The sequence below is a fragment of the Microcella sp. genome (genome assembly GCF_033763155.1).
GTDB lineage: Bacteria > Actinomycetota > Actinomycetes > Actinomycetales > Microbacteriaceae > Microcella.
Genome location: NZ_JANRKZ010000143.1, coordinates 1 through 4,584, shown reverse-complemented (window position 1 = coordinate 4,584; position 4,584 = coordinate 1). Strand labels below are relative to the sequence as shown.

The window sequence follows — 4,584 nt, the reverse complement described above, 5'->3', positions numbered from 1 at the left end:
CTGCGCGCCGACAGCGCCCTCATCGAGCTGCTCGGCGGCGACCTCGTCAACGTCTTCGAAGTCATGAAGCGCGACGAAATCGAGCGCTACACCGCCGAGGTGCCCGACCCGACGACGCGCGAGGTCACCGCCTGGGAGGTGCGCGAATACTTCCTCGATCTCTAGATCGAGGAAGTCAGCAGGCACAGCTTCTTGGATCTGTAGGCCTCGCTTAGGGTTGAGGAATGCTTCGTCGAGTCCGCCTCACTCGTTCGTTGGCTGCTGCGGCGGTCTGCGTGCTTGGAGCCCTATCGGCAGGGTGTGGCGAGCGCTACGATCTGGGGCCTGCTTCTTTCTCGATGGCTCCGGGCGGGGATCTTCGGATCGTGGTCTGCGAAGACTTCTCGTTGTCGACGGTGAATGCCTATGTGAACCGGGGTGCTGGGAGTACCGAACTCGTCGACCTTGGGGCGAATCCAGCCGTCATCGTGGGCGCAGGCGAAGACGTTCTCGAGGCCGTTGAGCGTCAATCAGAGGCCTCAGTCACGCGCAATCTGGCTGCCCTGGTTGAGGAGGCTGACTACATCGGCATCTACGTCGAGGGCACCGCGAACGGAGTTGAACGGTCGTGGACCGCAGGAATCAGGGCGCCATTCACCTCTGGAGAGAACGTATGGATGAAGCCGGACGGCTCGGTGGCAAACACGCCCTGCTAACTGGTCAAGCCGTGATTGCCGGCATCGAGGGACAGCGCCGGGGGTGATGGAGGGCATCTACCCCGAATGCAGCATTCCGTTGCCACTCGTCACGCGTCAGATAGCCTGAGGTATGCTCTCTATTTCGAGCGAGAAGCCCAGCATCGGAGAGTTCATGACACCCCCGCGCACCGGTCTCATCTGGACCTTCGTCACACTCCTGGTGCTCTCGATCGGCACGCTCGTCGTGACGACGTTCGCCTCAGCCGCCGAATACAACAGCCAAGAAGAGCAGGGGCTTTCGATCGAGACGTCCCTCGGCATCTCCATCGCCGCGTGGGCCGGCTACGCGCTCGGCGCAGCCGCCCTCATCACAGCGGTCATCCTCGTCGTAAGGCTGATCGCTTCAGCGCGCAGGGCAGCTACACCGTCGGGTTCGACCGATCCGCGACAAGCGTCCCGCCGTTGAACGTCACGCCGATCTCGCGGTAGTACGCCGCGATCTTCTCCTTCACGGGCAAGATCGAGGCGAGCTCGTCCCAGGGCGAGTCGTGCAGCTCGAGCTCGAAGTCGCCCACCCAGGTTTCGCCGATCTCCGCGTCCACGCCACCCATCGTGATGAGCTGATCGAGGCTGTTGCCGGCGCCCGGGGTGATGGAGGGCATCCACCGCGAATGCAGCATGCCGTGGCCGTTGACGAAGCCGTTCGACTCCGACGGCGAGCGCAGCGTCACGACGAGCGAGGCGAGGCGGTGGTCGTAGGCCGCGAGTGACGCGCCGAGGCGCGCACCCGGTTCGAGGCGGGGGGATGCTTTGCCGACGTTGAACACGCGCGTGACCGCCATCGACCCGAGCTTCTTGGGGTAGCCCTGAAACCAGCCGCGGCCAATCGCGAAGTCTTTCGTCACCCAGATGGCGACGCAGCGCGAGTAGGTCGCGCCCTCGTGCTTGACGCGCACGACGGCGAAGGTCTCGAGGTACTGCGACCGCATGGGGTCGAGCAGCTCGGCACCGCCGGTCGAGCACGACTGCCAGTCGGCCCAGATGAGCGCCACTGCTCCCGGGTCGTCGTCGGCGAGCTCGAGGCCCTCAGGCAGCAGCGCCGCAACGTTGGCGGGGTCGGTGCGGTACTCGGCAGTGAGCAGCGTGCCCGAATAGAACCAGGGCATGTCGGGAACGAGCGCGCTCGCGCCGGAGGGAGTTCGGGGCGCGAGGAATCCATTGAGCGAGGCCATGCGGCCCAGGCTACCGAATCATTCGTAAACAAACGATAGGCAGTTTTCGGATGCTCGCCACGAGCCCGCGCACCGCGCCACGCTTGACGCGCGCCCACCCGTGCACCACTATGGCGCCAGGTCGTTTTGATACGAACGATCCACCCCAACTCAAAGAGGAGTTCCGGATTCATGACTGACACCCCCTCATCGACCCTGCGTAAGGGTCGACTCGGCGTCATCGGCGTTGTCTTCTTCGTCGTCGCCGCATCGGCCCCGCTCGTGGGCATCACCGGCGCTGTTCCGGTCGCCATGCTCGTCGGTAACGGCGCAGGCACGCCCGGCGCCTACCTCGTTGTCGGCCTGACCCTGCTGCTCTTCAGCGTCGGGTACGCCGCCATGAGCCAGCGCGTCACCAACTCGGGCGCGTTCTTCGCCTACGTCGGTAAGGGCCTCGGCGTCAACGCGGGTGTTGCTTCGGCGTTCGTGTCGATCCTCACCTACGTCACGATCCAGCTCGCCATCTTTGGCTTCTTCGGCGGACTCGTCGAAGGCACGATGGCCGAGCTCGGCGTGAGCTTGCCGTGGTACGTCTGGGCGTTCATCGCGTGGGCGCTGGTCACGGGCCTCTCGCTGCTGAGCGTCGACGTCGGAGCCAAGGTGCTCGGCGTGCTGCTCGTGCTCGAGATCACCTCGCTGCTCGTCGCCGCGGTCGCGATGCTCGCCAACGGCGGACCTGAGGGCTGGAACTTCGCGGCCTCGTTCAGCCCGGAGAACATCTTCGCGGGCGGCTTCGCGGGCGGTGCGGGCATCGCGCTCGCCTTCGCTCTCGCGAGCTTCATCGGCTTCGAGGCCACGGCCATCTACGGCGAAGAGTCGAAAGACCCCAAGCGCACCGTGCCGCTGGCCACCTACATCGCGATCTCAACCATCAGCATCCTCTTCGCCATCGTCTCGTTCGGCATGGTGACGGGAATGGGCGCGAGCGGCATCATCGACGAGGTCGTCACGCGCTCGATGGATGCTGACGGCAACGTGCTCGCGAACCCGGCAGGTGTGCTCTTCAGCCTCACCGAGCAGTACGTCGGCACGTGGTTGGTCGGGATCATGACGGTTCTCGTCATCACGAGCCTCTTCGCTGGTCTGCTCGCCTTCCAGAACGCCTCGGCGCGCTACTTCTTCGCCCTCGGTCGCGGCGGCGTGTTCCCGGCTCGCGTGGCCGTCACCAACAAGGCTGGCGCTCCCGTCGGCGGCGTGATCATCACCTCGGCGCTTGCCGCCCTCGTCATGATCATCTTCGCGGTGGCGGGCCTTGACCCGGTCGGCAACCTCTTCTTCTGGATGAGCTCGATCACCGCCATCTCGGTCATCGTCGTCGAGATTCTCGTCTCGATCGCGGTCATCGTGTACTTCCGTCGGGCCGGTGGGGGCAACCTCTGGAAGACCGTCATTGCCCCGGCGATCTCGGCCGTGTTGCTGGCGCTGGGCCTCTACCTGGTGATGTCGCGCTTCAACCTGCTCGCCGGCACAGTGCCCGACGGAGTCGACCCGACGCTGCCCGAGAGCGCCTGGTTGCTGAACCCGCTCGGCTGGTTCTTGGTGCTGCTGCCGTTCATCTTCCTTGTGATCGGCTACGTCGCTGCACTCATCAACAAGAAAGAGAACGAACAACTAGTCAAGGACTTCGCTAGCTGATTCACTTTTGGTGCTCGGGTAGTGCGGAAAACTCCGCACTACCCGAGCACCATCCTTCGTTTGAAGGATGCTCCCCCCCTAACTCAATGAGGAGTTTCAGATTCATGACTGATTCCACCCAAACGGAGCTCAGAAAAGGCCGACTCGGCGTTGCCGGCATCGTCTTCTTCGTCGTTGCCGCATCCGCCCCGCTCATTGGCATCACTGGTGCCGTACCGGTTGCCATGCTTCTCGGTAACGGAGCGGCCGTGCCGGGCGCCTACCTGGCCGTCGGCATCACCCTCGTGATTTTCTCGATCGGCTATGCGGCCATGAGTCCGTTCATGACCAATGCGGGCGCCTTCTTGGCCTACGTCGGAAAGGGCCTTGGGGTCAACGCGGGTGTTGCCTCAGCGTTCGCCGCGCTCGTTGCCTACATCACCATTCAGCTCGCCATCTATGGCTTCTTCGGCGTTGTCACCTCGGCATTCGGCGCCGGCTTCGGACTCGACTGGCCGTGGTACGTCTGGTCACTGGCGATCTGGCTCGTGGTCTCGCTGCTGTCCCTCTTGAGTGTGGATGTCGGAGCGCGCGTTCTCGGCGTCATGCTGGTTCTCGAAGTGTCGTCGCTCGTGATCGTGGCCATCGCGATTCTCGCGAACGGTGGCCCCGAGGGCTGGAACATAGGCTCATCGTTCAACATCACTGAGGTGTTCGCTGGCGGCTTCGCGGGTTCGGCGGGCATCGCCCTCGCCTTTGCATTCGCGAGCTTCATCGGCTTCGAAGCCACCGCCATCTACGGTGAAGAGGCGAAGAACCCGAAGCGCACGGTGCCCATCGCCACCTACGTGTCGATCGGTGTCATCACGTTGCTCTTCGCTCTCGTGTCGTTCGCCATGGTCACGGGCATGGGTGCCTCGCAAGTGGCCGACAAGGTGATCGAGCTTTCTGATGGCCTCGCCAACCCGGCCGGCGTGCTGTTCGGACTGAGCGACCAGTTCGTGGGCTCGGGCTTGACGTTC

At 64.0% G+C, this 4,584-nt stretch carries 5 protein-coding genes; 4 read left to right on the top strand and 1 reads right to left on the bottom strand.

What is annotated here, in order from left to right:
- The first annotated feature begins 224 nt into the window (after positions 1-224).
- Positions 225-695 (top strand): hypothetical protein, encoded by a 471-nt coding sequence (locus SFU54_RS05895; RefSeq protein ID WP_319015362.1) that lies wholly within the window; start codon positions 225-227, stop codon positions 693-695.
- Between the two features lie 112 nt (positions 696-807).
- Positions 808-1,143 carry a hypothetical protein gene (locus SFU54_RS05890; protein WP_319015361.1) on the top strand — a complete coding sequence of 112 codons (336 nt, stop codon included), beginning with the start codon at positions 808-810 and terminating at the stop codon, positions 1,141-1,143.
- Here SFU54_RS05890 and SFU54_RS05885 read toward each other — a convergent pair.
- On the bottom strand, positions 1,097-1,909 hold the full coding sequence (locus SFU54_RS05885; RefSeq protein WP_319015360.1) for an acetoacetate decarboxylase family protein: 813 nt from the start codon (positions 1,907-1,909) through the stop codon (positions 1,097-1,099). The two genes, SFU54_RS05890 and SFU54_RS05885, sit on opposite strands and share 47 nt — an antisense overlap.
- Positions 1,910-2,080: 171 nt before the next feature.
- Between SFU54_RS05885 and SFU54_RS05880 the strand changes: the two genes are divergently transcribed.
- Together SFU54_RS05880 and SFU54_RS05875 are read left to right on the top strand one after the other, a co-directional pair.
- The gene (locus SFU54_RS05880) at positions 2,081-3,583 is read left to right on the top strand and encodes an APC family permease (protein WP_319015359.1); all 1,503 of its coding nucleotides are present in this window, start codon (positions 2,081-2,083) and stop codon (positions 3,581-3,583) included.
- 104 nt (positions 3,584-3,687) lie between these two features.
- On the top strand, positions 3,688-4,584 hold an 897-nt coding region (locus tag SFU54_RS05875), incomplete at its 3' end, for an APC family permease (RefSeq protein WP_319015358.1).